Annotated in this window: 19 protein-coding genes, 1 tRNA gene and 2 pseudogenes; 9 read left to right on the plus strand and 13 right to left on the minus strand. The window is 66.6% G+C overall.

What is annotated here, in order from left to right; all coding sequences use genetic code 11:
• Positions 1 to 93: 93 nt before the first annotated feature.
• Both OVA11_RS12085 and OVA11_RS12090 read right to left on the minus strand, forming a co-directional pair.
• Positions 94 to 870, minus strand: a complete 777-nt coding sequence (locus OVA11_RS12085; protein WP_268068961.1) for an SDR family NAD(P)-dependent oxidoreductase — start codon at positions 868 to 870, stop codon at positions 94 to 96.
• A 171-nt stretch (positions 871 to 1,041) separates the two neighbouring features.
• A complete protein-coding gene (locus tag OVA11_RS12090; RefSeq protein WP_268067622.1) occupies positions 1,042 to 3,942 on the minus strand; it encodes a TonB-dependent receptor in 2,901 nt (966 codons plus the stop codon).
• Between the two features lie 169 nt (positions 3,943 to 4,111).
• On the opposite strand from OVA11_RS12090, the gene OVA11_RS12095 reads away from it, so the two are divergent.
• Positions 4,112 to 4,885, plus strand: coding sequence for an IclR family transcriptional regulator (locus tag OVA11_RS12095; RefSeq protein ID WP_268067623.1), 774 nt, complete (start codon positions 4,112 to 4,114; stop codon positions 4,883 to 4,885).
• Between the two features lie 8 nt (positions 4,886 to 4,893).
• On the opposite strand, the gene OVA11_RS12100 is transcribed toward OVA11_RS12095, so the two are convergent.
• Positions 4,894 to 6,528 carry a long-chain fatty acid--CoA ligase gene (locus OVA11_RS12100; RefSeq protein WP_268067624.1) on the minus strand — a complete coding sequence of 545 codons (1,635 nt, stop codon included), beginning with the start codon at positions 6,526 to 6,528 and terminating at the stop codon, positions 4,894 to 4,896.
• Positions 6,529 to 6,770: 242 nt separating this feature from the next.
• Here OVA11_RS12100 and OVA11_RS12105 point away from each other — a divergent pair, with 242 nt between their 5' ends.
• Complete coding sequence (locus OVA11_RS12105; RefSeq protein ID WP_268067625.1) at positions 6,771 to 8,276, plus strand: 3-hydroxyacyl-CoA dehydrogenase family protein; 1,506 nt, start codon at positions 6,771 to 6,773, stop codon at positions 8,274 to 8,276.
• 113 nt (positions 8,277 to 8,389) lie between these two features.
• On the opposite strand, the gene OVA11_RS12110 is transcribed toward OVA11_RS12105, so the two are convergent.
• On the minus strand, positions 8,390 to 9,160 hold the full coding sequence (locus OVA11_RS12110; RefSeq protein ID WP_268067626.1) for an enoyl-CoA hydratase/isomerase family protein: 771 nt from the start codon (positions 9,158 to 9,160) through the stop codon (positions 8,390 to 8,392).
• 210 nt (positions 9,161 to 9,370) lie between these two features.
• Here OVA11_RS12110 and OVA11_RS12115 point away from each other — a divergent pair, with 210 nt between their 5' ends.
• On the plus strand, positions 9,371 to 10,936 hold the full coding sequence (locus OVA11_RS12115) for a glucose 1-dehydrogenase (protein ID WP_442780891.1): 1,566 nt from the start codon (positions 9,371 to 9,373) through the stop codon (positions 10,934 to 10,936).
• Positions 10,937 to 10,963: 27 nt separating this feature from the next.
• Positions 10,964 to 11,494 (plus strand): nuclear transport factor 2 family protein, encoded by a 531-nt coding sequence (locus tag OVA11_RS12120; protein ID WP_268067627.1) that lies wholly within the window; start codon positions 10,964 to 10,966, stop codon positions 11,492 to 11,494.
• A 46-nt stretch (positions 11,495 to 11,540) separates the two neighbouring features.
• Here the strand turns inward: OVA11_RS12120 and OVA11_RS12125 are convergent, their stop codons facing one another.
• Positions 11,541 to 13,172 carry a flavin-containing monooxygenase gene (locus tag OVA11_RS12125; protein WP_268067628.1) on the minus strand — a complete coding sequence of 544 codons (1,632 nt, stop codon included), beginning with the start codon at positions 13,170 to 13,172 and terminating at the stop codon, positions 11,541 to 11,543.
• A gap of 180 nt (positions 13,173 to 13,352) precedes the next feature.
• Here OVA11_RS12125 and OVA11_RS12130 point away from each other — a divergent pair, with 180 nt between their 5' ends.
• Positions 13,353 to 14,711, plus strand: coding sequence for a spinster family MFS transporter (locus tag OVA11_RS12130; RefSeq protein ID WP_268067629.1), 1,359 nt, complete (start codon positions 13,353 to 13,355; stop codon positions 14,709 to 14,711).
• A 415-nt stretch (positions 14,712 to 15,126) separates the two neighbouring features.
• On the opposite strand, the gene OVA11_RS12135 is transcribed toward OVA11_RS12130, so the two are convergent.
• The 6 genes from OVA11_RS12135 to OVA11_RS12160 form a co-directional block, all read right to left on the minus strand.
• Entirely contained in the window at positions 15,127 to 15,333 is a 207-nt protein-coding gene (locus tag OVA11_RS12135) for a hypothetical protein (protein ID WP_010919686.1), read from the minus strand.
• Positions 15,334 to 15,604: 271 nt separating this feature from the next.
• Positions 15,605 to 16,411: an MBL fold metallo-hydrolase gene (locus OVA11_RS12140; protein ID WP_268067630.1), complete on the minus strand. Its 807-nt coding sequence runs from the start codon at positions 16,409 to 16,411 to the stop codon at positions 15,605 to 15,607.
• On the minus strand, positions 16,408 to 17,196 hold the full coding sequence (locus tag OVA11_RS12145) for a TatD family hydrolase (RefSeq protein WP_268067631.1): 789 nt from the start codon (positions 17,194 to 17,196) through the stop codon (positions 16,408 to 16,410). The genes OVA11_RS12140 and OVA11_RS12145 overlap by 4 nt, the downstream gene beginning before the upstream one ends.
• Entirely contained in the window at positions 17,193 to 18,203 is a 1,011-nt protein-coding gene (locus OVA11_RS12150) for a DNA polymerase III subunit delta' (protein ID WP_268067632.1), read from the minus strand. The genes OVA11_RS12145 and OVA11_RS12150 overlap by 4 nt, the downstream gene beginning before the upstream one ends.
• Positions 18,200 to 18,826 (minus strand): dTMP kinase, encoded by a 627-nt coding sequence (gene tmk, locus OVA11_RS12155; RefSeq protein ID WP_268067633.1) that lies wholly within the window; start codon positions 18,824 to 18,826, stop codon positions 18,200 to 18,202. The genes OVA11_RS12150 and tmk overlap by 4 nt, the downstream gene beginning before the upstream one ends.
• 32 nt (positions 18,827 to 18,858) lie before the next feature.
• Positions 18,859 to 19,848, minus strand: coding sequence for a septal ring lytic transglycosylase RlpA family protein (locus tag OVA11_RS12160; protein ID WP_268067634.1), 990 nt, complete (start codon positions 19,846 to 19,848; stop codon positions 18,859 to 18,861).
• A 103-nt stretch (positions 19,849 to 19,951) separates the two neighbouring features.
• Between OVA11_RS12160 and OVA11_RS12165 the strand changes: the two genes are divergently transcribed.
• A tRNA-Ser gene (locus OVA11_RS12165) sits at positions 19,952 to 20,041 on the plus strand.
• Between the two features lie 123 nt (positions 20,042 to 20,164).
• Here OVA11_RS12165 and OVA11_RS12170 read toward each other — a convergent pair.
• A complete protein-coding gene (locus OVA11_RS12170) occupies positions 20,165 to 20,881 on the minus strand; it encodes a hypothetical protein (protein ID WP_268067635.1) in 717 nt (238 codons plus the stop codon).
• 63 nt (positions 20,882 to 20,944) lie between these two features.
• Between OVA11_RS12170 and OVA11_RS12175 the strand changes: the two are divergent.
• The 3 genes and pseudogenes from OVA11_RS12175 to OVA11_RS12185 all read left to right on the plus strand — a co-directional run.
• Positions 20,945 to 22,420 (plus strand): annotated as a pseudogene (locus OVA11_RS12175) (type I restriction enzyme subunit R domain-containing protein); the annotation flags it as partial.
• A gap of 436 nt (positions 22,421 to 22,856) precedes the next feature.
• Positions 22,857 to 23,714 (plus strand): tyrosine-type recombinase/integrase, encoded by an 858-nt coding sequence (locus tag OVA11_RS12180; RefSeq protein ID WP_268067636.1) that lies wholly within the window; start codon positions 22,857 to 22,859, stop codon positions 23,712 to 23,714.
• 7 nt (positions 23,715 to 23,721) lie between these two features.
• Positions 23,722 to 24,607, plus strand: a pseudogene (locus OVA11_RS12185) (IS91 family transposase); the annotation flags it as partial.
• 104 nt (positions 24,608 to 24,711) lie between these two features.
• On the opposite strand, the gene OVA11_RS12190 reads toward OVA11_RS12185, so the two are convergent.
• Positions 24,712 to 25,689: a trypsin-like serine peptidase gene (locus OVA11_RS12190; protein ID WP_268067637.1), complete on the minus strand. Its 978-nt coding sequence runs from the start codon at positions 25,687 to 25,689 to the stop codon at positions 24,712 to 24,714.
• Between the last annotated feature and the right edge of the window lie 75 nt (positions 25,690 to 25,764).

Raw genomic sequence — 25,764 nt, forward strand, 5'->3', positions numbered from 1 at the left:
AAAAGCGCGCCAGACGGTGTGATCCGCCAGACGCGCTCGCATTAGTCAAAGATCGTTGCTGGGCCGGATGATCTCATCCGGCCCAGAATGCGTTTAGGACAAAGCTGTGGCCAGACCGCCGTCGACGGTGAGCATCTGGCCCGTGACGAAGTCGCTGTCGTCGCAAGCCAGGTAGCGGACGGCCTTGGCGATGTCCTCGGTGGTTCCCAGGCGGCCGAGCGGCGTCTGGCCGATCCGCATGGCGATGCGCTCTTCGGAAACCACCCGACGCACGCCCTCGGTGTCCACCGTCGACGGGGCCACGGCGTTGACCCGGATGTTCAAGGCGCCGAGTTCGGCGGCGGCGGCGCGGGTCATGCCGGCGACGCCCGCCTTGACGCCGCAATAGGCGATGCCGTTCGGGATGCCCAGTTGGGCGCTGACCGAGGCGATGTTGACGATCGAGCCGCCGCCCGAAGCGGCCATCAGCGGGGCTGCGGCCTGCATGCCCCAGATCATGCCCGAGAAGCCCACGCCGACCATGCGGTCAAGACTCTCCGGACGGATAGCCGCCAGCGGTTCATAGACGTTCCACATGGCGTTGTTCACCAAGACGTCGAACCGGCCGTACTGTTCGTTGATCGCGCTCAGGGTGGCGGTCAGAGCCTCGCGATCGGAGACGTCGCAGCCCAGCCCCACGGCCTTACCGCCGGCGGCGATGATCTCGTCGGCCGCGGCCTGGGCCCAGTGCGCCTTCAGATCCAGCAGAGCGACCATTGCTCCTTCGGCGGCGAGCAAGGCTGCAGTCGCCCGTCCCAGCCCCCGCGAGGCCCCTGTCACCGCCGCGACACGCCCTTCAAGACGACCAGCCATCGTTCCCTCCTCCCGCACTTCCGACCGGCTCGAGGCGCGATCGATCTTAGGATCCATCAATAGCCCGCCCTCCCCGCGCGCGCCGATGTTGCGCCCAGCGAAGCGGAAACATCACCGACGTGATGGGCGCACAAAAAAGACGGCGGTCTTGCGACCGCCGCCAGATATCCGAGGACCTTTTCGGGAGGATTAGAAGGTTTTTTGGAGCGAAACGCCGATGATGCGCGGCTCGGTGAAGACCGCGTTGGCGACCTGGCCGAGCGCTTCGTCCATCAGAAACACGTCGGTGATCGCACGCTTGTTGAAGACGTTCTTCACGTAGCCCTCGATCTCAAGGCCACGCTCGTCATTGACCAGGCGGAACGACAGGTTGGCGTTCGCCCAGCCCTTGAGCTGGTCCACCTTGCTGTTGAAGACCCGGGCGTAGGAGTCGCCTTGGCGGTAGTAGTCGCCGCGCACCGTGCCTTCCCAGCCGTCCAGGACGTCGAACGAGTACTGAGCGCCGATCGAGGCCGTCCAGTTCGGCGAACCCGGCAGCTCGTTGCCCTTCAGCTTGGCCGCCACGCCGTCCGTCGGGGTCACGCCGAACGAGGTGGCGAAGCTTCCCGAGCAGGCGCCCAGCAGCGCCGCAGGGTTGCCCGAGACACCGGCGACCGTGGCCGCGCCAGGCGCTTGCTGAATGACCGCCAGCAGGTTGGCCAGGGCGGCCGTCGGCACCACGCAGCCCGCCGCGCCCGAGGTCTTGACGAGCGTCAGGTTCGCATTGCCGCCGGTGCGGTTCATCGGATCGATCGACTCGCCGTTCTTGATCTTGGTGTCCAGCAGACCCAGCGTGCCGTTCATCCGGAAGCGCTTGACCGGTTCCCACACGGCTTCCAGCTCGATGCCCTTGATCTCGGCGTCGATGTTCTCGGTCACCGAGATCCGGTTCACGAACTTCGAGATCTGGTAGCCCTTGTAATCGTAGAAGAACGCCGAGCCGTTCAGGATCAGGGCGCCGCCCAGCAGGGTGTTCTTGGTCCCCACTTCGAAGGCGTTGACATATTCCGGCTCGTAGAACGGCCGCAGGGTCGCGACCTGACCGATGTTGTTCGGACCGCCGCCCTTATAGCCGCGCGAATAGAACGCGTAGACCAAGGTGTCGTCGGTGAAGCCCAGGTCCGGCTTCCAGTCGAAGCCTGCGCGACCGGTGAACTTCTTGAACTCGGCGGTCAGCTGAGGCGGCGTTCCTGGCGTCAGGCCGCTGCCCGGGGTCAGCAGTTTGACTGGGAAGTTGTCGAGCGTCTTCTTGTCGTCGGTGTAGCGTAGGCCCACCGTGAACTTCAGCTCCGGCGTGGCCTCATAGTAGACCTCGCCGAACAGGGCGTTCGAATCCAGGTGATAGGGCTGGAAGCTCAGATAGTTGCCGTGGCCCTGGCCGGTCGGCACACGGTTCGGATCGATATAGACGCAGCTCCCGCCCGGGGCGCAGTTCGCCCCGCCATTGGCCACCATCGCCGCGTAGGTGAAGGCGTTCGACATGATGTAGAACGACTGGACCACGTCATAGCGCAGCGCCAGACCGCCGAGGCTGAAGTTGAACGGACCGTCGAAGCTCGACTGCAAGCGCAGTTCCTGGCTCCACTGGCGGGACGGCGTGGTGATGCGGTCCGAAACCGACATGCGGTTGGACGCGCCCAACTGCGGATCATTCACCAGACCGCCCGGCGCCAGGGTGGTGCTGTTGAACACCGTCGAGGCCTGGAAGCGGTTCATCTCCTGGCGCGCGTCCAGCTCGCCGTCGTAATATGACGTCAGCGAGTTGAGCTGCAGCTTGTCATTGATGTCCCACGCCACATTCAGCGTGAAGACGTCTTCCTCGGCGCGATAGTAGGGGTTCTTCGCCGAGTCGATGACGTCCAGGCCCTTTGGCTGGGTTCCGCCATAGACGTCGCCGCTGGTCAGGCCCCGCGCGAAGCCGATGATGCCGTACAGGGTGGCCAGTGAGTTGGGCGTGCCATAGGCGGCGGCGTTGTACACCGAAGCGTCGGCGCAACCCGCGCTCAGGAAGCCGCGAACCGTAGCGTTGGTGATGGCGGTGCCGCCCACAGAGCTTGGACCGTTGTCGCGCGTGCACAGCCCCTTGCCGGTGCGCAGGCGGCTGTCACGCTCCTTGAAGTGCTGCCAGACGAAGTTGGCGTCGATCGTCGAGGTCGGGCGCCAGCGCAGGCTGGCCCGGAACGAATAGAGGTCGCGGTCATCGACCTTGTCGCCCGTACCCAGGTTGTCGACGAAACCCCCGCGGTTCAAGGTCGCGCCGGCCAGGCGCAGGTCCAGCTTGTCGGCGACCAGCGGGACATTGATCATCCCCCGCAGCTTGCGGCCGTCATAGTTGCTGACCTCGGCGCGCAGCATACCTTCGAACTCGCCGGTGGGCTTGGCGCTCAGGACATTGACCACGCCGCCGGTGGCGTTGCGTCCGTAGAGCGTGCCTTGCGGACCCCGCAGGACTTCGACGCGCTCGACGTCGAAGAACTCAGCTTCGAACAGCCGGTTGGACGTCAGAGGCGCGCCGTTGAAGTGGACACCCGTGGAGCTGTCGCCGGTCACGGCCGTCTGCTTGGTGCCGATGCCGCGGATCTGGAAGTTGTAGCCGCTGTAGAAGCTCTTGGCGAAGGTGACGTTCGGAATCGCCAGCTGCAGGTTCGGACCGCCGTCGATTTTCTGTCGGCTCAGCGTGTCGTTGGAGAAGGCCGAGACGGCGATCGGCACGTCCTGCAGTTTTTCCTCGCGGCGCTGGGCGGTGACGACCAGTTCATCGATGGTCACGCCGTCCTGCGGCGCGGGGGCGGTCTGGGCTGCGGCGGGCAAGGCCAGGACCAAGGAGAGTGTCGAGGCGCCGGCCAGCAAGGCCCCACGGCGTAAGGTCTGCGAGATCACCATTCGTTTCCCCCAATAAGCTTCCGCGCGACGCGGGCTCATCTGTGATTGTTGCAACGCTGCTCGAGCGTCTTTGTTAGGGAGCCGGGGCGAATGAGATCTGGCCAGACCGGGGGGTAGAGGGGTCTGAATATCGCAAACGCGATAATTGAGATGAACCGCCGCCATCACTCATCGAGGCCACGCGCTTGCGGCTTTTGCGCGCCTTACGCCGACCGGGCCTGCCGCGTCCAGGGGCTGGACAACATCACATATGTGCTGAAACGCTGGGCGCAGCGGTAGCGCGACGCTCTAAGGCGCTGCGCTGGCAGACTGAACCGCCACCAGCTGGAACCTGAAAATGCGCCGAGACCCGATCAAATCCGCTGCGCGCACCCTGGAGATTCTGGAGCTGTTCCAGGAGCAGCGCGCGCCTCTGCGGCTGACCTACATTTTCGAGAAACTCGGCTATCCCCAATCCAGCACCACCACCCTGCTCAAGAGCATGGTCGTTCTGGGCTACCTCAACTACGACCGCGCCTCGCGTACCTACTTCCCGACGCCGCGCGTGGCGGCCCTGGGTGACTGGGTCAATCACCACCTGTTCGGATCAGGCGATCTTGATCGTCTGGTCAAGAGCATCTTCGAGCAGACCAATGAGACGGTGGTGATCTCGTCTCAAAACGACATCTTCATCCAGCACCTGCGTATCGTGCAGCCCAGCCATCCGCACAAGATCGCGATGACCGAGGGCAGCATGCGGGTGCTGCCGCACTCGGCGGCAGGCCTCGTCCTGATGAGCCAGATGCCGAGCAAGGCGGTCGACAAGCTGTGCCGGCACATCAACGCCTACCTTGGCGGGACCAGCGATCGGATCGATATCGGCCAGTTGCAGGAGCAACTGACCTGGGTTCGCCGGGAAGGCTATAGCCTCCTGGCCGCCTTCCCGTTCCCCAACGCGGCCGGTATCGCCATGCCCCTGCCCGCCGCCCCGCACGGTGTGCAGCTGACGCTCGGCGTCGGCGGCCTCAACAGCCGTATCGCCCGCCATAAGAGCGAGATCGTCGCGATCATGAAGGCGGGCGTGGCCGACTACGCCGAAAGTCTCAGGCACTATTCAGCGCCCGAGGCCTGAGGCCGGCTTCAGGCCGGCTCGGCGAGGTAGTCGCGATAGGTCTCGCGCAGCTTGGCCTTCAACAGCTTGCCGGTCGCCGTATGCGGCAGACTATCGACGATCACCACGTCGTCGGGCACCTGCCAGCGCGCCACGCGCGAGGCCAGAAACTTCAGAATGTCGTCCTTGTCGGGCGTCGTCTCCGGAGCCGGTACGATGATCAGCAGCGGGCGCTCCTGCCACTTGGGATGCGGCACACCGATGACCGCAGCCTCGCGAATGTCGGGATGCGCGATGGCGACGTTCTCAAGGTCGACCGACGAAATCCATTCGCCACCGGACTTGATGATGTCCTTCGAACGGTCCGTCAGCTGCAGGTAGCCGTTGGGATGGATCTTGGCGACGTCGCCGGTGGGGAACCAACCATCCTCGGTGGTGGCCGGCGTATCGGCCTTGAAGTAGCGCTTCACGACCCAGGGCCCTCGAACCTGAAGGTCGCCCACGGCCACGCCGTCGTGAGGCGCGACCACGCCGTCGGCGTCGACGATCCGCAGCTCGACGCCATAAATGGCCCGGCCCTGCAGAGCCTGCACGTCATATCGCGCCTGACGATCGAGGAAGGCGTGCTCGGGCAGAGGGGTCCCGATCGTGGCCAGCGGACTCGTCTCGGTCATGCCCCAGGCATGGATGACATAGACGCCCAGCATGTAGTCGAAGCGCTCGATCATGCTGCGGGGCGCGGCGGAACCGCCGACCAGGATCCGCTCCAGCGCCAGCCCTGCAAGATCGAGTTCCTCACGATGGGTGACGAGATAGTCGAGAAAGCCCAGCCAGACCGTCGGAACGCCCAGGCTGAAAGTGCAGCGCTCGGCTCGCATCAGGTTGAACAGGTTCTCGCCGTCGACGGCGGCGCCGGGCAGGACAAGCTTGGCCCCGCACATGGCGGCGCTGAAGGGAATGCCCCAAGCGTTGACGTGGAACAACGGCGTCACCAGCAGGATGCTGTCGCGGCGAGAGATCGCCATGCCGTCCGCGCCCGTCGCCACGAAGGCGTGCAGGGCCAACGAACGGTGGCTGTAGAGCACGCCCTTGGGATCGCCCGTGGTGCCCGAGGTGTAGCAGAGAATGGCGCCGGCGTTCTCGGGAACAACGGTCCACGGCGCGTCCTCGGCCTCGGGCGCGAGCAGGTCTTCATAGGCGATCAGATTGGGCAGGCGCAGGCTGGGCATGTCACCCGCGCTGGACAGGCAGACATAGGTTTCGACCTGCGGCGCCTGGTCGACCAGGGTCTCCAGCAGGGGTCCGAAGGCCGGATCAAAGAACACGATACGGTTCTCGGCGTGACGCAGAATGAAGGCGATCTGCTCAGGAAAGAGACGCGGATTGACGGTGTTCAGGATTCCTCCCGCCCCGGTGGCGCCGTAGTACAGTTCCAGGTGTCGGGCGCTGTTGAGGGCCAGGCTGGCGACGCGGTCGCCTTCCACAAGGCCGCGTCCGCGCAGGGCGGCCGCCAGCTGGCGGGCGCGGCGCGCGACGCCGGCGTAGTTGGTGCGGGTCGTCCCGCCGGGGTCCTTGGAGACGATCTCGACCTCGCCATGGAAACGTGCGGCGTGATCAAGGAGCGAGGACAACGTCAGCGGCGTATCCTGCATCAGGCCGAGCATGGCTTTTCCTGTATCCGGTGGTCTTTGAACCCGGACCATAGGGACGGATCACGCGTCGCCCGGTGGCGGTGTCGCTGGGCCGTCGCTTTTCACATACGCGATACTCGCAGGAGCGACCGAAGCGCGACTTTAACCCTTCGCGCGCGCGTGCTGTTGTCGCTGCAGGCAAATGCTTCGGCATGCGCCAGACCGGAAAACAACCGCTCAAAGCGGAATGCGGCACGCGACCGGTTGGAGGAAACATGGGAACGGAAACGACCCGCCCGTTTGCGCAAGGGACGCTGGCTGGCCTGTCCATCAGCGCCGGAATGACGCTTCGCCGTGGCGTGGCTCAGTGGAAGCTGGACTGCCCGCCGCCGTGCAGTTGGGACGCCGCGCACGCCGAGGCCTTCATGCGAGCGGTCGCCGCTTTGGGCGAAGACCCGGCAGTCTGCGCCATCGTGCTGTCCGGCCGTCGCCTGTTCAACGATGTTCTGGCCGCTCGGACCGCACCCGACGACGTCCGATCCGTGGTCTATGCGGCGATCGCCAGCTCCAGCAAACCGATCGTGGCCGCACTGTCCGGTCCGGTTACGGGTTCGGGCCTGGAGCTGGCTCTGTCCTGCGCCGCTCGGGTGGCGCTGCCCAACGCCACATTCTCGAACCTCGCCCGGAGCGAGGGTCATCTTCCCTCGGCCGATACCCTGATCCGCTTGGCGCGACTGATCGAAATCGAACGCGCCGCCGATCTGGCCGCCTTCGGCGCGGTCTGGGACAGCAAGGCCGCCGTCGAGCATGGTCTGGTGGACCTTGTCGCCTCCCGAGATCTCAATCAGGTCGCCGAAAAGCTGGCCGCAAGCCTGAAAGGCGAGCCTCGCCTTACGCTGACCGCCGAGCCCGAGGTGATCGCCGCCAAGATCTATGGCCTCAGGGCCAAGGTGCGCCGCGAGGCGCCGCAGCAGACCGCGCCGATGACGCTGCTGCGCGCCATGGAGCTCGCCTGGCAGACGCCAGCCCGCCGCGCGCGCGCCGAGATCGACCGTCTGGACGAAACCTTTGCGGCGTCACCCGAGGCCCAGGCCTTGACCTATGCCGAGCGCGGCCAGGCCGCCCTGGCCCGGGCCACCGTTCCCGCCGAACTCGCGCATGAGCTGGCCTGGCCTCTGCTGCGCGAGGCCATCCATCTGCTCGACGAGGGCGCAACACCCGGCCAGATCGATCGCGAGCTGCAGAAGTTCGGCTTCCGCGTCGCGCCATTCCTGCGCTCGGACCGCGAGGGGCTCGAAGCGGTGTTCCGCCGTCAGTCGGGCCTGGCCAATGGCGAGGATTGGATCACCTATTCGCCGACCCTCGACCTGATGGCCGACGAAGGCCGGATCGGCGGCTCCGATGCGCCAGGCTGGTACCGCCATGGCAGCGATGGTCGCTACACCTTCGAACCGGAAGTCGATCGTCTACTGCAGGCCTCGGCCACCTTTCAGCGATGTGCGCGCGCCCCGGTCGACGACGAGGTGGTGGTCGAGCGTTGCCTGACGGCAGCGATTAACGGCACGGCGCACGTACTCGAAGCGCACCCGGACCTGTCGCCCAGCCTTATCGACGCCATCTGGACCAAGACCTTGGGCTTTCCGAAATGGCGCGGCGGACCGCTTTACATGGCCAGGACAGGGGCCTGCGATCCGCTCGCCAGCCTCGAGCGCTGGACCAAGGTACGCAACACGGCCGGCGTCGCCGCCCCGCTGCTGCGCCGGATCATCGCCAAAGCCTGACGGCTGGCGAAATCTCAAAAAGAAGAGCCAGCGCCACCCGGTGACGCTGGCTTCTTGTTGTCGGAAAGGTCGGCGCGCCGGCGCCCAGCCAATGGGCTGAGCGCCGCACTCGGTCAACGGCCCTGGAAGACCGGCGGGCGCTTCTCGATGAAGGCTCGAACCGCTTCCTTGGCGTCTTCGCTCTTGGACAGCTTGTAGGTGTTGCCCTGCTCGTAGCGGTAACCGTCGCGCAGGCTCAGATTGTCGATGACGTTCAGGCTGTCCTTGGCCGCGGCGACGGCGACGGGGCTCTTGCTGGCGATCTCCTTGGCGATGCCGCGGGCGTAGTCCAGGAACTCCTCGTGCGGCAGCGCCGCTTCAATCAGGCCCCGGCGGTAGAGCTCCTCGGCCGGAACGCGCCATCCCGTCAGCACCATGCGGCGCGCCAGCGAATGGGGAATGAAGCGCAGGGCGTGCTTGGCGCCGCCGGCCAGGCCCACATCGATCTCGGGAAGACCGAACACCGCCCGCTCCGAGGCCACGATGATGTCGCAGCTGGCCACGATGCCCAGACCCGCGCCCAGGGCCGCGCCGTTGACGGCCACGACGATCGGCTTGCTGCACTCGACCATCGACCAGCTCATCTCACGGGCCATGCGCTGGCGCGCGAAGGCCGTCCCGGCCGGAGCGTCGGGACCCGGGCGGTTCTTCAGATCGGCGCCGGCGCAGAAGGTCTTGCCCTCGGCCGTCAGCAGCACCGCGCGGACGTCGGGGCTTTCGTTGAAGGCGTCGAACGCCGCCGTCAGCTCCAGCATCATGTCGACGCTCGCCGAGTTCACCGGCGGGTTGGCCAGCGTCACCGTCGCCACGAAGTCTTCGACCTCAATCTTCAAGCACGACATCATTTGCTCCTTGCCCAGTCGTCGGTCTCGGACCGTCTCGTGAACTTGGTAGCCGCTCGCGGCGCGGGGTCTGAATCCGGCCGGGCGGCGCGCGCCACATCACATAGGCGATATTGAGCGAACACCCGGACCGCAGCGCGGCGCGCGGAAGGGCGCTGCTAGGTTTTTCTCGAAGGCCGTCATCCGCGACGCCCACACGAGACAGAGTACGGAATGACCTCCAAGGCGCAGTCGCGCGTGGTTCTGGTGACCGGCGGCGCGGATGGCATCGGCTGGGCGGCTTGCCAGCGCTTCGCCCGCGCGGGCGATAGAGTGCTGGTCGCGGACCGAAACGTCGAGCGCGCGCGCGAACGCGCCGCCAGCCTAGGGCGCGATCACCAAGCGATCGCGATGGACGTCTCCTCGGAGGTCCAGATCCGGGAAGGGTTCGAGCAGGTGCGTCGCGAGTTCGGCCGGCTCGACGTACTGGTCAACAACGCCGGCGTCACTGACCCCCAGCCGACCGCCACCCTGGACCAGACCGCCGAAGAGGTGGCCCGGCTGCAGGCGATCAACGTCACGGGCGCCTTCCTGGCCGCGCGGGAGGCCGGCCGCCTGATGATCGAGCAAGGCCACGGCGCGATCATCAACCTGGCCTCAGGCGCGGGGCTGGTCGCCCTGGCCAAGCGCACCAGCTACAGCGCCAGCAAGGCGGCGGTGATCTCGCTGACCCGCACCCTGGCCTGCGAGTGGGCGGCGAAGGGCGTTCGCGTCAACGCCGTCCTGCCCGGCTACACCCGCACCCAGATGGTCCAGGACCAGATCGACGCGGGTCTTCTGGATCCCTCGATTGTGCTCTCCCGCATTCCGCTCGGGCGGATGGGCGAGCCCGAGGAAATGGCCGAAGGCGCGTTTTTCCTGGCCAGCGACGCCGCCAGCTATGTGGTGGGCGCGACCCTGGTCGTGGACGGCGGTTACACGGTCTATGGCGGTTCGGGACCGGCCTCGATGATGCCCGCGCCAATCCCCCAAGCCCCCTCGCCCCGCGTCAGCGCGATCACCGGCGGCGGCCGGGGGATCGGTCGCTGTGTCGTCGATCTGTTTCACGCCGCGGGCGACCGCCTGCTGGTGATCGAGCGCGATCCGGAGGGCGCCAAGGCGCTCGTCGAGGCCCTGGGCGACGAGCACATCGTCGTTCAGGCCGACATCACCGACGTGGCTGCGGTCGAGGCGGCCTTCGCTGAAGCCCGGGCGCGCTGGGGACGGCTGGATGTGCTGGTCAACAACGCCGGCGCCGCCGACGTCTTCAAGCCCACGCTGGAGCAGACCGCCCAGGACTTCACCAGCGTCTACGACATCAACTTCAGCGGCCCGCTGGCCACCGCCAAGTCCGCCGCGCGCCTGATGAGCCAGGGCGGCGTCATCGTCAATCTCGGCTCCATAGCGGGCCTGGGCGCCCTGCCCCAGCGCAACGCCTACTGCGCGGCCAAGGCGGCCGTGACGATGATGAGCCGCAGCCTGGCCTGCGAATGGGCCTTCGCCGGCATCCGCGTGAACACGGTCGCGCCCGGCTACATCGAAACCCCCGCCGTTCTTGCGCTCAAGTCAGCGGGACGGGCGCAGTTCGACAAGATCCGGCGCCGCACGCCGATCGGCCGGCTGGGCGATCCCATGGAAGTCGCCCGGACCATCGCGTTCCTGGCCTCCCCCGCCGCCAGCTACGTGGCCGGCGCCACCCTGACCGTCGACGGCGGCTGGACCGCCTTCGGCGACGCCGGCGACGCCAGCGACATCCCGTAACCCCCGTTTATTCCTCGAGGCCTTGTCATGGCAGACCAACCCAATCTCCAGCAGCTATGGGACAGCGAGCAGATCCGTCAGTGCCTGTACCGCTATTGCCGCGGTATCGACCGGATGGACGAGACAGCCCTGCGCTCAGTCGCCTGGCCGGAGGGGCCTGACCAGCACGGCTCCTTCACCGGCACGGCGTCGGAGTTCGTCGACTGGGCCCTGAAGATCCTGCCGCATATCGAGCGTGGCGTGCACCAGGTGCACAACGTGATGATCGCCTTCGAAGGCGAGACCGCCGCTGCAGTCGAATCCGTCTTCACCGCCCTGCACCGGCAACCGGACGACGACGGCTCCCTAGTCGTTCTGCACATGTGCGGCCGCTATCTGGACCGGTTCGAAAAGCGGAACGGCGAATGGCGCATCGCCGCCCGCCGGGTGATCTTCGACTGGATCGAGAAGTCCGCCCCGACGCCCGGCGTCCATCCTGAACGCTTCGGGGCCCGCACGCCGGTCGGTGGCCGTTTCCCCCACGATCCGCTCTACGCGTTCCTCGGCGAACGCGACTGAGGTCCGGACGGGGCGCGAGCATCGCCGCGCCCCGTTTGTCTTAGGCTTAGCGCGGCGTGAAGCGGCAGCCCTCATAGCCCGCCGCCGCCACGCCGGCGCAGATCTCGGCATAGCGATTGAGGCCGCCGGCAAAGACGAAGAAGCCGCGCGGCTTCCCCTCGATATTGGTCCCGGTGTACCAGGTATCGGCCTTCACATAGAGGGTGCGGTCGGCGATCTCGCCCACGGTCTGGCTCCACCGCGTCTGGGCCTCAGCCGTGGCCTCGACGGTCGCCAGGCCCTCGCGACGCATGTGCAGGATGCAGTCCACCACCCAGTCGACGTTCATCTCGTCCAGCCGGATATAGTTGGCCAGGATCGAGGGTCCGTTCGGACCGCCGATGATGAACAGGTTCGGGAAACCGTGCATCAGCAGGGCCAGGTACGACCTTGGCCCATCGCGCCAGGCCTCGCTGAGCCTCAGACCGTCGCGCCCCGTGATGTCGATGGCCAGCATCGGCCCGGTCAGGGCGTCATAGCCGGTGGCCATGATGATGACGTCCAGCGCGATCTCGCGTTGGGACGTGCGGAGACCGGTCTCGGTGAACTCGGTGATCGGCGCTTCGAAGCAGTCGACCAGCGAGACATGCGGCAGGTTGAACGTCTCGTAGTAGTGGGTGTCGAGGCACGGACGTCGAGCGTAGATCGGATAGCCGCGAGGCTTGAGCTTCTCAGCCGTAGCCGGATCGTTGACCGTCTGGCTGATCTTGTCGCGCACGAAGTCGGCGACGATCTCGTTGGCGGCGGCGTTGGTGAGCAGGTCCGAGAAGAGGCCCAGGAAATGGAGCGCGCCCCTGTCCCAGGCCTCCTCCATCAGCGCGTTGCGCTCCTCGACGGGAATGCTGAACAGCGGGCGGGTCGATAGCGGGCGGACCCCGCCGGTGAAGGTGGTCCGCGCCACCGCCCGCAGCCCCGCCATGTTGGCCTTCAGTTGCTCGGCATAGTCCTGCGCGATCTTCTTGTTGCGCATCGGCAGGGTGAAGCTGGGCGTGCGCTGGAACACCGTCAGCGACTGGCAGGTCTCGGCGACCACGGGGACGATCTGGATGCCGGACGAGCCCGTGCCCACGACTCCGACCCGCTTGCCCCGGAAGTCCACATCGTGGTGGGGCCACTTGCCCGAGCGATAGAGCTCGCCCTTGAAACGGTCGGCGCCCGGGATGTCGACAGGCTTAGGCAGCGACAGAGGCCCTGTGGCCATGACCAGATAGTCCGCCTCGAACCGCTGGCCCTGCTCGGTGGTCAGGGTCCACACATGGCGGGCGTCGTCGAAGGCGATTGTCTGAACGCGGGTGTTGAACTGATAGGCCGAGCGCAGGTCCAGCCTGTCGGCGACGAAGTTGGCGTAGGCCAGGATCTCCGAGCCCGCCGCGAACACCTCGCTCCAGGTCCATTCCTGCTCGATCGCCTGGGAGAAGGCGTAGCTGTAGTCGATGCTGGTGACGTCGCAGCGCGCGCCCGGATAGCGGTTCCAGTACCAGGTGCCGCCGACATCGCCGCCCGCTTCCAGGCCCAGCACCGAGAGACCTTCCTGGCGCAGCCGATGGATGGCGTACATCCCCCCGAATCCCGCGCCAACGACGATAGCCTCTGCTCGGCGCGCTTCTCCGATCGGCCCGGCGGAAGTGTTGATGTCCATGGCGCGGCGTCTCCGTAAGCAACTTGAGCAGTCGTTGCCGGCGTCGCCGCGTGCTCAAGGCGAAAAGGGCTCGCAGCACGGAAGATCACATAGGCGATAATGCATCCCAGAGGGGGCGCGCCGCGCGCTGATCCGCGACGCCGCCTAGCGTTCGATCGCTAGACGATCCGCGAGCGGGACATGCCAGACCAGAACCTCACCGAACTTGAGCCGCCGCCCGTGGCGTGGTCGGACCGCTACCGGCGCTACGCGCTCGGTCTGCTCATGCTGATCTATGCGCTCAACATGCTTGACCGCCAGATCATCACCATCCTGGCCGAACCCATGAAGGCGGAGTTGAACCTGGCCGATTGGCAGATCGGTGCGGTGAGCGGTCTCGCCTTTGCGCTATTCTACTCCGCCGTCGGCTTGCCGATGGCGCGCTTCGCGGACCGAGGGGACCGCGTCCGCCTGATCGCCATCTCGCTGGCGGTCTGGAGCGCGTTCACAGCAGTTTGCGGTCTGGCCCGAACCTTCCCCCAACTCATCCTGGCGCGCATTGGCGTCGGGATTGGCGAAGCCGGTTGCACGCCCGCAGCGCACTCGCTGATCACCGAGTTCACCCCACGCGCCAAGCTCGCTTCGGCCTTGGCCTTCTATTCGCTGGGCATACCGCTGGGTTCGTTGCTGGGCTTGGCGGTCGGTGGTCTGCTCGTCGACGCGATGGGTTGGCGAGCGGCTTTCATCATCGCGGGTCTGCCCGGCATCGGCGTCGCGGTCATCGCCAGCCTCACCCTTCGTGAGCCTCGCCGACAGCGCCCCAAGCCCGAGCGCGCGTCTGGCCAAACGACGTCCCTGGCGGCCGCTCTGGCTGAGCTGAAGCAAAAGCCGGCCTTCTGGCTCATCGCGCTGGCCGCCGCCCTGACCTCCTTCTCGTACTATGGCCAGTCGGCGTTCTTCGGTTCGGTTTTCCTGCGCAACCACGGTCCGGTGCTTACGCAGCTTGGCGAGGACATGGGTCTGGGGCCGGCGGGCCTGGCGGGTCTGGCGCTGGGCCTGGCGATCGGCGTCAGCGCCGGCGCCGGAACCTTGATCGGCGGCAAGCTGGCGGACCGCGCCGCCCGCCAGGGTGTGTCGGGCTACGCCAAGCAGCCGATGGTGGTCCTGCTCGCATCGACGCCGTTCCTGGGCTTTACGCCCTTCGCGCCCAACTTTCCGCTCGCCCTCGCCGCGCTCGCCGTGGGCGTTTTCCTGCACGCCATGGCTTATGGCCCGACCTTCGCCTCGGTGCAGGTGCTGGCGAGTCCCCGTGTCCGCGCGACGGCGTCGGCGATCCTGTTCTTCTTGACGAGCCTCATCGGCCTGGGGCTCGGCCCGCTGGCCGTGGGGGTCACCAGCGATCTTCTTCGCGCCAGCCTTGGACCCGTTCAGAGCCTCAACCTCGCCTGCGCGGGCGCTTCAATCACGATGGTCGCGTCCGTAGTTTGCTTTGGCTTCGCCGCGAGGCGGATGGGCGGCGAAGCGCCGGCTGAGCCTGTTTCAGTGAGCAGCGACGCCTGAACAGCGCAAAGGCCCCGCACGGACTGCGTCGCGTGCAGCAGCGGAGTTCGCAGATTGGGTTCCACGGGCGTTTCCTGCTAGCGCGTGGCCCAACGCGTCAGGCTCGTTCCTGTCTCGATCCGAGACGAGGACGCGGCCTGACGCCATTTGACGGATAAAAGCTCAATCCGCCTGAGCCGCGCCCGCGATCGGCAGGTCGGCGCTGAACCTTGGCCAATGTGGTGCAAGAGACAGCCTTTCCTGTCGAGGAGGGCCAGTCACCGAAGAGAATGCGGGTATCCGAAAGTAAAGCGGCGCAACATAGGGCTCGCCCGATAAGCACTCAAAGTCGTGCAATCACCTGCGAGCACTCAAGGCTTCGAGAGAAAAGCGTGGACGCTGATGCCGCGCGTCTCGTCGCCCTATACAGAGCGCTTCACGCCGCCACACGCGCGTCAAGTGCGGCCAGCCTAGCTAGAACCCGGTCAAGCGTCGAGCGCTTCACAGGCTTTCCGTCACGAAGCTTGGTCCAGGTCGTCTCGCTGATCGCGTAGCAGTCGAACAGGTGCTCACGCGTGACCGCCGGCAGGCGCGCACGCAGACGTTGGAACACTTCGCGCGAGATGGTGACGGTTTCGGCCATGATTGTTGGGCGAATGAGACTCGGGAAAATGACTCTACCGCGTCCGTATGACGATGTTGTTGGGCGCGCTTATTTCAACGCTGTTACGTACGGCCAAGATTCAGTCGAACTGGGGCGCTCGCTCGGTCTCGAGGCTCCCTTCGCAGGACAGATGCTGCGCCATAGACAGCGGCGGCCGGATCTGGCCCCAGCGTAATCGCACCGCACGCTATGTGCAAAAGCGCTGATTGTCTCCAGTCCGGATTTCGTAGGCCACCGCCTGGCGCGCGGCCTAGATACTGAAGCGCATTCCGTCGAAGGCCGGCTCGACCTGGGGCGGCAAACGCGCCGACAGGGCCTGGTAGTCCAGGTCGATGTGGAGGTTGGTCAGGATGGCCCGGCGCGGCTTGGCGCGCGCGATCCATTCCAGCGCCAGATCGACATGCGCGTGCGTCGGATGCGGCGTCCAGCGCAGAGCGTCGACGATCCAGACATCCAGATCCTGCAGCGCCGGCCAGCTCTCCTCCGGGATAGCGCGCGCGTCCGGTGTGTAGGCCACCCCGCCAATGCGGTAGCCGACCGCGCGGACCTCGCCATGATCGACGTCGAAAGTCTGCACGGCGATGTCGCCGCTGGGGCCCTCGATCGCGAAATCAACGCCTAGCGGCGGTATCAGCCGGGGTTCGCAGATCGCGGGATAGCCGCCCTGGCTGATGAAGATATAGGCGAAGCGTCGGGTCAGGCCGTCATGCGTGGCCTGATCCATGTAAGCCGGAATGCGCGCGCGCTGGTTCAGGAAGAACGGGCGCAGGTCGTCGATGCCATGGGCCTGATCGGCGTGATCATGGGTGAACAGCGCCGCGTCCATGCGGCGCACGCCCGCCGCGGAGGTCTGCAGGCGCAGGTCCGGCGACGTATCGATGATCACTGTTGTCTCGTGCAGCGCGCCCGCTGGCGACGGACGACGCACCAGCAGCGAGCAGCGCGAACGGTGATTTCGCGGATCGCTCGGATCACAGTCACCCCAGTTGCCGTCCGCGCGCGGCACGCCGCCCGAGGAACCGGAGCCCAGGATCGTGAACTCGAGCGCGCCGCTCATGGACGCGGGATCCGGTCGAACAGCGCGAAGAACGCATCCTCGGTCCGCTGCTCGGTGTCGGCGCGGCTCCAGCCCCGGATCTCGGCGAGCTTGTCGTAGATATGCGGCAGGAAAGCCGGCTCATTGCGACGCCCCCGCATGGGTACGGGGGCCAGATACGGGCAGTCGGTCTCGACGATGATGCGGTCGGCGGGCATGTCGCGGATCACCGCCCTCACCTCTTCGGCCGCCTTGAAGGTGGCGATGCCCGAGACCGAGAACCAGGCGCCCAGGGCGGCGGCCCGCGCGGCCAGTTCGGCGCCGCTGGTATAGCAGTGCATCAGGATCTTGAACGGTCCGGCGGCGTGCTCGGCCTCCAGGATCTCGCCCATCACCGCATCGGCTTCGCGCGTATGGACGACCAGCGGCAGCCCGCTCTCACGCGCCGCGACGCAATGCTGGCGGAAGACCTCGGCCTGCACCTCGCGGGGCGACAGGTCGTAGTGGAAGTCCAGCCCGCACTCGCCGATCCCGACCACGCGGGGGCGCTGGGCCAGCTCGACCAGGGCTTCGGCGGTCAGGCCGGGGTTCTCCTTGGCCTCGTGGGGGTGCGTGCCGACCGTGCACCAGATGTCGGGCTCGGCCATGGCGATGGCGTGGACGGCCTCGAAGGATGAGACCTTGTCGCAGATCGTTACCATCATCGCGATTCCGGCCTCACGAGCGCGGGCGATGACGGCGTCCTTGTCCTCGGCGAACTGAGGCGCGTGGAGGTTTACGTGACTATCGATGAGCATGCGGCTCACATCGCCGTCTTGGCCGCCGCGCGCAAGTCCGAGATCACACTCCAGAACACATCAGCCCGGTCGAGGTTGACCGCCTCGGCCTCGGCCGGCCAGCTGGAGAGCCTTTCCCAGGCGGCGGCCCAGCGGTCGAGACCCAGGGAATTCTTGCCGTCGGCCGCGACCTGGGTGGCGAAGATCCGTACCTGATCGGCCAGGCGATCCATCAGGAGCTCGAACCGCGCCGCGCCGTCGGCGCCCCGGAAGGTGTCGGCCATCGCCAGCAGCGCGCCCTCGTCGATCTTGGGCAGGCTACGGAGAATCTCGTTGGCGGCGTCGTCGATCGCGATGGCGCCGGCGGCCGCCAGCTGCAGGGCGCGGCCCGGTGCGCCGTGCGCCATGCGCGCCAGCCGTTCGGCGTCGCGATGTGGAACGTCCGCCATCCGCTCGACCATCTCGGCCGCCGCGGCCACGCCGGGCGCGGGGATCGCCAAGCGCCGGCAGCGTGAACGGATGGTCGGCAGCAACTTGCCCGGCGCATGGCTGATCAGCAGGATCACGCCGCGCGCCGGCGGTTCTTCCAGCGTCTTCAGCACCGCATTGGCGGCGTTGACGTTGAGGTCGTCGGCGGCGTCGATGATCGCCACGCGATAGGGTGAGACAGCGGGCGAATTGGCGAAGAATTCCGGCAGCTTGCGGGCTTCATCGACCGGAATGGATTTCCGGGCCTTGCCGTCATCGGTCAGGCGTTCCAGCACCATCAGGTCCGGATGCGAGCGCGCGGCGACCTGACGGCTGACCACGTCTGAGGGCGCTGCGCCCAAGAGGCCTTGGGAGGGATCGGGCCGCGCGCCCAGCAGGCGACGGGCCATCCTGTAGGCCAGGGTGGCCTTTCCCACGCCCTCGGGACCGGTGAGCAACCAGGCGTGATGCAGCCGTCCGCGCTCCAGCGCATCGATGAAGGCGGCCTCGGCGGCGGACTGACCGTCCAACCCGTAGACGTCACGCGGATGGGCCGGGGTCGGCATCATAGCCCCAGTCGTTGCGCGACCACGTCCGAGATCGCCGCCGTGACCGCGTCGAGCTCGGCGTCGGCGTCGATCACGACGCAGCGATCGGGCTCCCGGCGCGCGATCTCCAGATAGCCGGCGCGAAGCCGTTCGTGGAACGCCAGACCCTTCGACTCAAAGCGCGCCGCCCCGCCGCGCGCCTCGGCGCGCTGGAGGCCAACCTCCGCCGGTAGATCGAGGATCAAGGTCAGCACCGGGATTGTGCCGCTCAGCACGTGCTCTTCCAGAGCGGTGATCAGGCTGGCCGGCGCGTCGCCGCCCGCGCCCTGATAGGCTCGCGTCGAGTCCGCGTAGCGATCGCAGAGCAGGACCGCGCCTCGCGCCAGAGCCGGTCGGATCACGCGCTCGATGTGATCGCGGCGCGCCGCGTACATCAGAAGGCTCTCGGTGACCGGCGACCAGCGATCGGCGGCGCCGTTGACCAGCAGATCGCGGATCGCCTCGGCGCCGGGACTGCCGCCCGGCTCGCGCGTGACGATCACGTCGTGGCCGGCCGCCTTCAGGCGGTCGGCGAGGCGGCGGATCTGGGTGGACTTCCCAGCGCCCTCCCCGCCTTCGAAACTGATGAAGAAACCCTGGGTCACCGGTCTCCATTCGACCGGTTTGAGAAGCTTGTCTAGGGGCGCAGAATGGTGGCGCCGGAATAGCCAAGCGCCTCTACGCGCTCCCTCAGTGTCCAGGCCGCGCTCTCTTCGTCGCCGGCGGCGACCGTCACGCGATAGAGCGTTCCGGTGGCCCGCTCGACAGCCTCGATGGACGCCCGGCCGGCGCTGGTGAGCTGCCTGACCGCCTTCTCGGCGTTCTCCCGGGTGGAGAACGACCCAGCCTGGACACGATACGCTGACCGGCTGCTCGTAAACACCGGGTCCGGGGGATTGATGGGGGGCGCAGCCTGCTGGATCGGCGCGGGGCTCCAGGTCGCCTCGCGTCGGGGCGGCAAGACCTGGACGCGCTGCGGCGGCTCCTGAATGTCCTCAAAGCTGCGCGGTGCGGTCCTGGGACGTGGCGGCGGCGGCGGCGGCGGCGCGGCTTGCGCGTACTGGCGCGGGGCTTCCAGAGCGCGGCGCGGCGCGGGACCGACATACTTGACGCGAACCCGAGCGACGCCTTGACGGCGATAGCCCAATTCATCGGCCGCGGCCTTGGACAGATCGATAATCCGGTCACCCACGAAAGGACCACGGTCGTTCACGCGAAGGATCATCTTGCGGCCGTTGTCGAGGTTGGTGACCTCCACAAGGCTCGGCAGCGGCAGCGTCTTGTGGGCCGCCGACGGCAGATTCATATCGAAGATCTCGCCGTTCGACGTCTTGCGATTGTGAAACTGCTCGCCGTACCAGGAACCGATCCCGACGACATTGTAGTTTCTATCTTCGTGCGGATAGTACCAGATCCCTTTGATCTGATAGGGCTTTTCAGTCCCGCGCAGCGGCTTGCCGTCGCGACCGATCATCGAGCCTGGACGCGGCGCGCTGCCCGTGCTGGTCGCCACGGTGCGGCCAAACTCGTATTTCGGCGTGGCGCAGGCCGCCAGACTGGCGGCCGCCAAGGCCATCAGGCCAAGGTTCCGCGCGATCCGCCAAGCCTGTTCGATACGCTGGTTCATCCGATCATCGTCCGACGGGCCGCACCCTTCCGAGCCCTCATCTTGATCGGTTTGTTTTGAAGTCTGGTTAAGGCGCTGCAGCGCTGATATAGCCGCCTGCTCCGGACAGGTGGCCGAGTGGTTTAAGGCAGCGGTCTTGAAAACCGCCGTAGGTGGAAGCCTACCGTGGGTTCGAATCCCACCCTGTCCGCCAGAATTCCAATTTATTCCATATTTTTCAGTGATTTAGGCTGGAGCGCAAATCGCTCTGTGCAAACTTATGCATCAGAACATTTGTTGTTGAGTGCGGGAAATAGGCGGGTCCGCGCGACCTGAATCAGGTTCGCTGGCCGCCCTCGCGCCGCCTCCGCGCAATCTCCGCCTCTATGGCGGAGGCGTCTTGAACGCTGGCGCGGTAGGGCTTTGACGGCTTGCCGCTGTCTGAAAAGAACGAGATCCGCTCGCCGTCATAGGCGAAGAGGTCGCCCGCCATCGGCTCGAACTTCGCAGCATCGAAGCCGAAGCCGAATCGATCGCCCGTAGCCCCCACGAGCTCCCGCGCGATAACCCAGGACTGAAAGCCTGAGCGCACACTGTCTTCGACGACGAGCACGGTTTGCGGAGCCGCATTGAAGCGCGCCTGCGTCCGCGAGCGAACATCCTCGTCGCCTACCTTAGCCAAGTTGTCGATGATGTCGTCGATCTCGCCCTTCGAACGTCGCGACATCGGCGGGTGTTCGCCTCGGGGCGGCCAATAGCCGAACCCTTTACGCCCATCGGTGCAGCCGTGCTTGGGCCAAGGCCGTCCAAGGTGATCGAAATAGACGCGCGAGCCCCGTTCGTTGGCGTAGAAGAAGACCTTCGCCCCGCAGACCGGGCATGAGGCGTTTGGCCGGACAAAGCAGGACGCGAAGTTGTCTGTTTTGACCCCATAGCGCTCCAAGGCCGCGCGCGCGTAGGCCACGTCGTGGTTGAGCCTGGGCGCTTGGCGGCGACGGCCGTAGTTCACGCACCAGCCGCAAAGGCAGTCGGCGTAGTGATTGTAGCCCGGCATGCGCCCTACCCCCGTAGCTCTGCGGCCCCACGTCCATTTCTGACGCCTCACGCCCTCACCTAGGGCGGCGAGATCGACGCCGAGGCGGTGCTGATGGCCAACATGGCGGGCCGCGCCGCCAGCGATAAGTCGATCACCTATGTGGCCTTCACCGCCACTACCAAGGCCAAGACGCTGCAGCTCTTCGGCCGCCCGAACGCCGATGGCCTGCCCGCCCCGTTCCACGTCTATTCGATGCGCCAGGCGATCGAGGAAGGCTTCATCCTTGACGTCCTGAAGAACTACACGCCCTACAGCCTGGCCTTCAAACTGGCCAACGACGGCCAGGAGTGGGACGAGCGCGAGGTTGAGCGCGACACGGCGCTGAAGGGCATCATGCGCTGGGTCCGGCTGCACCCGTACAACATCGCCCAGAAGGTCCAGATCGTCGTCGAGCACTACCGCGAGAACGTCCAGCCGCTGTTGGACGGCAAGGCCAAGGCCATGGTGGTGCTGGGCAGCCGCCAGGAGGCCGTGCGCTGGTCGGTGGCGATCAACGCCTACATCCAGAAGATGGGCTATCCGCTGGGCACGCTGGTGGCCTTTTCCGGCGAGGTGCCGGACGCGGAACTCGGGCCAGTGACCGAGACCAGCGCCGCCCTTAACCCGGGCCTTAAGGGCCGCGACATCCGCGACGCCTTCAAGGGCGAGGACTTCCACCTCCTGTTGGTGGCCAATAAGTTCCAGACGGGCTTCGACCAGCCCCTGCTGTGCGGCATGTACGTGGACCGGCGTCTGGCTGGCATCCAGGCCGTGCAGACCCTCTCCCGCCTGAACCGCGCCCATCCGGGCAAGGACACCACCTACATCCTCGACTTCTGCAACAGCGCCGAGGACATCCTGACGGCTTTCCGCACCTACTACGAGACGGCGGAGCTGGAGGCGGCGACCGATCCGAACCTGATCTATGACCTGCGCGCCAAGCTGGACGCCGCCGGCCACTATGACGACTACGAGATCGAGCGCGTGGTCCGCGTCGAGCTGGACCCCAAGGCCAAGCAAGGCGACCTGATCGCCGCGCTTGAGCCTGTCGCTGATCGCCTGGTGAAGGCCTTCGCCGCCGCCAAGCAGGCCTGGGTGACCGCCAAGGCCCAGGACGACGAACGCGCCGCCGCCGAGGCGCTCGACCACATGAACGCCCTGGACCTCTTCAAGGGCGACATGGCCGCCTTCCAGCGGCTCTACAGCTTCCTCAGCCAGATCTTCGACTACGGGAACACCGACATCGAGAAGCGCTCGATGTTCTTCCGCCGCCTGCTACCGCTCCAGGAGTTCGGCCGCGAGCGCCTGGGCGTCGACCTGTCAGGCCTGCGCCTGACCCATCACGCCCTGACGGCCAAGGGCCAGCACGACCTCCAGTACGGCACGGGCGAGGCCCCCAAGCTCAGCGGCATGGCTGAGGTGGGCTCCGGCGGCCTGCATGAGAAGGAGAAGGCCCGCCTCGACGAGATCATCGCCAAGCTGAACGACCTGTTCGAGGGCGAGATCACCGAAGAGAACCAGCTCATCTACCTGAACGGCGTGCTGATGGGCCACATGCTGGGGTCAGAGGATCTCCAGACCCAGGCCATGCCCAACACCAAGGCCCAGTTCGCCGCCTCCCCCACGATCCGCGACGAGTTCCTGGACGCCGTGATCGAGAGCGAGGACCAGTTCGCGAGCATGAGCCAGCAGGTGCTGTCGACAGAGGCGCTGCGGGAGAAGCTGTTGGATATCCTGCTCGGGCCCGGGAATATGTATGAGGCGCTTAGGGAGCGGGCGTTGGCTAAGGGGCGTGAGGACTAGGTTTCCTAGCAGGGGCGGGCCGCGCCAGAGGACTAAGCCGCTCGCGCGGCGTGGGTGACCGCCGCTGGTGCCGTAGTTGAGGCTGAAGTGGCGGCGCCTTGCCCGTCCTGCCTGAAGATTAGGGGTCAACCCTGCAGACAGGAGACCCCTGATGAGCTCTGCACCCACGACCCCGCTGCGTCAGCGGATGATCGAAGACATGTCGATCCGCCAGTTCGGTGAGAAGACCCAGAGCGACTACGTGCGCGTCGTCGCCGACTTCGCCCGGTTCCTCGGTCGCTCGCCCGATCAGGCCGAGCCCGAGGACTTGCGACGATACCAGCTGCACCTGGCCTCCGCCGGTGCCTCGCCGGCCAAGATGAACGCCAGCGTCTCGGCCCTGCGGTTCTTTTTCAAGATCACACTAGGTCGCCAGGGCTATGGCGAACGGCTGGCCACGGTCCGCAAGGAAGACCGTCTGCCCGAAGTGCTTAGCCCCGAGGAAGTAGCGCTGCTCCTGCACTGCGCGCCCAGCCTCAAGCACAAGGCCGCCCTCAGCATCGCCTATGGCTGTGGCCTGCGGGTCTCGGAGATCACCCACCTGAAGGTCAGCGATATAGACAGCGCCCGCATGCTGATCCGCGTCGAGCAGGGCAAAGGCCGCAAGGAACGCTATGTGATGCTATCGCCAGACCTCCTGGCCCTGCTGCGCGATTGGTGGCTGTCAGCCAGGCCCAAGGGGTGGGTGTTCCCAGGGCGTGACCCCGGACAGCCCGTCACCGCCCGCCAGCTCGACCGGGCCTGTAAGGCCGCGGCGGCGACGGCGGCCCTGGGCAAGCGGGTGTCGATGCACACCCTGCGCCATTCGTTCGCCACCCACCTCTTGGAGCGCAAGACCGACGTGCGGGTGATCCAGGCGCTGCTGGGTCACAAGAAGCTGGATACGACCGCCCGCTACACCCGCGTGGCGATCAAGACCCTGGGCGGGGTGAAGAGCCTGCTCTCGGTGCTGCGGCCGCCCCCGGCGTGACCCTCCCATGTCCCGGCCATCCCTAGAGGTGGCCGACATCTTCCGCGCCCATGGGCCGGCCTATCGCCGTGACCATGCCGGACGCCTGAGCCTTGGTCAGCTCAAGGCCATGTCGGCCATCGAGGCCTGTCGCACCGCCGAGTTGGGCGGTCACGTCGCGCGCTGCGACGACTGCCAGCGCCTGGCGGTGAGCTACAACCCCTGCCGCAACCGCCATTGCTCCAGGTGTCAGGGTTCGGCGGCCAAGGTCTGGCTGGCCGAACGCAAGGCCGACCTGCTGCCCGCGCCCTACTTCCACGTCGTTTTCACCCTGCTGGGGGAGATCGCCGCCATCGCCTTCCACAGCAAGGCCGTGGTCTATGACCTGCTGTTCAAGGTCGCCGCGCAGACCCTGCAGACCATCGCTGCCGATTCCAAGCGACTGGGCGCGCGGCTCGGCCTTATCGCAGTCCTGCACACCTGGGGCTCGGCCCTGACCCATCATCCGCACGTCCACTGCATCGTGCCGGGCGGCGGGCTGTCGCCAGACGGCCAGCGCTGGATCGCCTGCCGCAAGGGCTTCCCCCTGCCGGTGCGGGTGCTGTCGCGGCTGTTCCGGCGGCTGTTCCTAGAGAGGCTTGCAGCCCTCCACGCACAAGGGCGTCTACGCTCCTTCGGCGACCTTGCGCCCCCGGCCGCGCCCTAGGGCCTTTACCGCTTACCTGGCACCGCTGCGTCGCGCCGAATGGGTGGTCTACGCCAAGCCGGCGTTCGGCGGACCGGCCGCGGTGCTGGCCTTTCTGGCCCGCTACACCCACCGCGTCGCCATCTCTAGCAGCCGTCTGGTCAGCCTCGACGACCAGGCCGTTCGTTTCCGCTGGAAGGACTACCGCCGCGCCAACCCGGCCACCGGCGCGGTGAAGATGCCCCCCCTAGCGCTTGTAGGATTGCACGCAGGAGTCAGCAATGTCCGAGCGCCCTAGGCGCGCGGTGACGATGCTCAGGAGTGCCTGCGCGGTCACGGTGGCGAACGCCTCCGCCATGGTCGCCACCCCAACCGCTGGGGTTGGCTAACCTTTGGCGGCGGCTTCAAACTTCCAGGCGACGCAGACCGCTCGGCAGACTCGGTACGAGCCTCTCCCGTCGGCGGCGGGCAACGATTGGAGCGAGCGATCTCTTCTATCTGGCCGCGAATACGCCCGGTAAGCGGCAAAACGAAGTTGTCGGCCAGTGTGACCCGCCCCGTGACGTCCAACGGCGCTGCGCGGGTCAGCAAGCCGGCAAGCCGCCAGCCTCCTTCGCCGAGGACGAGCAGAGGGCCGCCGCTGTTGCCGCTGGTCGCCACGCAACTTGTGACGAGCATTCGGTTGGCGAGTTGTTCGGTCACGCGGCAATCCGGATCTACCCACGGCCTCGGCTCGGCAGGATCGAAATGATCCGCAGGAAAGCCGACGAGCGCTACGCGCCGCGATGATTGGGGAACTCCGCTGTCAACCGGCTCCAGCGCCACCGGCCTCGCGTTCGCCGGCATTTGCTTCAACTCCAACAGCGCCCAGTCGTCGGTTACGCTGCGGTTGGTCCACACTCCAAACCCGCCTCCCGCCGCGCGGACGACGGCCATGCTGGTGCTCGGTTTGAACTCACCTGTGGCCGTGTGCGAAAACAGCGTCGTTTCAACGGAGCGGCCGATCGCCGGATCGATAGGCGCGGTGCCAAGTACATGCCTAGCGGTCAGAACAAGGCAGGGCGCCACGAGCACCCCGCTGCCGGTCTCGGAGGTATCGAGCACATCGCCGGGGGCCGAAGGAAACCGGGAGCGAACTAGGACAACAGCTTGGCCGGCCATCGAGAGCCGGTCGTTCGGAGCAAGATCCGCTACGGGAAGTCGTCTATCCACAGGAGTCTGGACTGCCGCCGCCGAACCAGCTGGCATCGACAGGGCAGTCGTCGCAAGCGCCACTATCGCCGTGAACAGAATGGCCGGCCGGTAGGTCATGAGTGAGCGGTGGCCCTAGGAGTCGAACTATAGCTTACGGTGCTGCGCCGGCGTCAAGCAACGGCCGACATGTCA

This window comes from Caulobacter sp. SL161 (genome assembly GCF_026672375.1).
GTDB lineage: Bacteria > Pseudomonadota > Alphaproteobacteria > Caulobacterales > Caulobacteraceae > Caulobacter.